Annotated in this window: 2 protein-coding genes; both read left to right on the forward strand. The window is 61.6% G+C overall.

What is annotated here, in order from left to right; all coding sequences use genetic code 11:
* Nucleotides 1-189: 189 nt before the first annotated feature.
* The gene (locus ABS769_RS22310; RefSeq protein ID WP_006448573.1) at nucleotides 190-1,134 is read left to right on the forward strand and encodes an ABC transporter ATP-binding protein; all 945 of its coding nucleotides are present in this window, start codon (nucleotides 190-192) and stop codon (nucleotides 1,132-1,134) included.
* Nucleotides 1,131-1,892, forward strand: coding sequence for an ABC transporter permease (locus tag ABS769_RS22315; protein ID WP_006448574.1), 762 nt, complete (start codon nucleotides 1,131-1,133; stop codon nucleotides 1,890-1,892). Before ABS769_RS22310 ends, ABS769_RS22315 begins: the two co-directional genes overlap by 4 nt.
* The last annotated feature ends 376 nt before the right edge of the window (nucleotides 1,893-2,268 follow it).

A 2,268-nucleotide genomic window follows, 5' to 3' on the forward strand; every position in this document is an offset into this window, starting at 1 on the left:
GGGAAAGCCTCATCGCGCGCAAGCGCGCTCCTACATGAAGATGCGCTACAAACAGACGCAGCACGTTTGCGCGGTCCAGTTCGCTGAGGCTCCTTGCCGCTCGTCGGGAGACACCATCCTATCCACACTGCTCCCATCTTCATGGCGCACGGCCTACCCTGTGCGGCTGATCGTTCCAGTGCAGAACACATGACTCCAATCGTTTCCATCCAGGGATTGAGCAAGACCTACGCTGGCGGTTTTCAGGCGCTCAAGCACGTGGATCTTGAAATCCAGCGTGGCGAAATCTTCGCGCTGCTCGGTCCCAATGGTGCCGGCAAGACCACCTTAATCAGCATCATCTGCGGGTTGATCAATCCGAGCACCGGCACCGTACTGGCCGATGGCCACGATATCGTGCGCGACTACCGCGCCGCGCGTGCCAGCATCGGTCTGGTGCCGCAGGAACTGGCCACCGATGCGTTCGAAAGCGTCTGGGCCACCGTGCGTTTCAGCCGCGGGCTGTTCGGCAAGCCGGCCAATCCGCAGTATCTGGAAACGGTGTTGCGCGAACTCTCGTTGTGGGACAAGCGCAACAACAAGATTTCCACGCTGTCCGGCGGCATGAAGCGGCGCGTGCTGATCGCCAAGGCGCTGGCGCACGAGCCGCGCATTCTCTTTTTGGACGAGCCCACCGCCGGTGTGGACGTGGAGTTGCGCCACGACATGTGGCAGATGGTGCGGCGGCTGCGCGAGCAGGGCACCACGGTGATCCTGACCACCCATTACATCGAAGAAGCCGAAGACATGGCCGACCGGGTCGGGGTGATCAATCGCGGCGAGCTGGTGCTGGTGGAAGACAAGCACACGCTGATGCGCAAGCTCGGCAAGAAGCAGCTCACGCTCAGCCTGCAGGCACCGCTGCAGGCCATCCCGGTCGCGCTGAGCGATCTGCCATTGGAACTATCGGCCGACGGCAACAGCCTGATCTACACCTTCGACACCCAGGCCGAGCAGACCGGCATCGGCGGGCTGCTGCGCCGGCTCAACGAGCAGGGCATCGATTTCAAGGATCTGCATTCCAGCGAGAGTTCGCTGGAGGAGATCTTCGTCAATCTGGTGCACGGTGCACGCCAGCAGGAGGTGCGCGCATGAATCGGTATGCAATCGCTGCGATCTACCGCTTCGAAATGGCGCGCGCATTCCGCACGCTCACCCAGTCGATCGCCTCGCCGGTGTTGTCGACCTCACTGTATTTTGTGGTGTTCGGCGCGGCGATCGGTTCGCGCATGGGCGATATCGACGGCATCAGCTACGGCGCCTTCATCATTCCGGGGCTGGTGATGCTGTCCTTGCTCAACGAGAGCATTTCCAACGCCTCGTTCGGCATCTACATGCCGCGCTGGGCCGGCACCATCTACGAGGTGTTGTCGGCGCCGGTGGCGTGGTGGGAGATCGTGATCGGCTATGTGGGCGCGGCGGCGACCAAGTCGGTGCTGCTGGGCTTGCTGATCCTGCTCACCGCGCGGCTGTTCGTGCCGTATGAGATTGCCCACCCAGTGTGGATGCTGGGCTTTCTGGTGCTCACCGCGCTGACCTTCAGCCTGTTCGGTTTCATCATCGGCATCTGGGCCGACGGCTTCGAAAAGCTGCAGGTGATTCCGCTGATGGTGGTGACGCCACTGACCTTCCTGGGCGGCAGTTTCTACTCGATCAACATGCTGCCGCCGCTGTGGCAGAAGGTCACCTTGTTCAATCCGGTGGTCTATCTGATCAGCGGCTTCCGCTGGAGTTTCTACGGCAAGGCCGACGTGCACATCGCGGTGAGCACCGGCATGACGTTCCTGTTCCTGATCGTGTGCCTGGGCGTGGTGGCGGCGATCTTCCGCAGCGGTTATCGGCTCAAGGCGTGAGTGGTGAGTGCAGTGGTGTTATCGGCCGCATCCTGGTGGATGCCGTCGGAAGTCCAGGTCAAAAGCAGAAGTTCAGGTCAAACGCGTCGGAATTCCAGATCAAACGCTGAGTGGGTCGAGGGCGCGGTGCCCTCACCGCTCGCGGGACACGCCGCAAGTACGTCCATGTAGCAACTGTGTTGATCAGGACCTCAACCCGCGACCTTTGAGCGGTTTCCTTCAGGCGCGTTCATCGGTAGGTGCCGGCCACTGGCCGGCACGCTTTTTTGCGTTTGCGCATGGCCGTCAAATGCGCTCAGGCGGGCTGCATGGCGGCTCTTTCATCGCGCACGCGCGCATTGAGGATGACCAGCATCTTGCGCATCACCGCCACAAG

Source organism: Xanthomonas hortorum (assembly GCF_040279205.1).
GTDB lineage: Bacteria > Pseudomonadota > Gammaproteobacteria > Xanthomonadales > Xanthomonadaceae > Xanthomonas > Xanthomonas hortorum_F.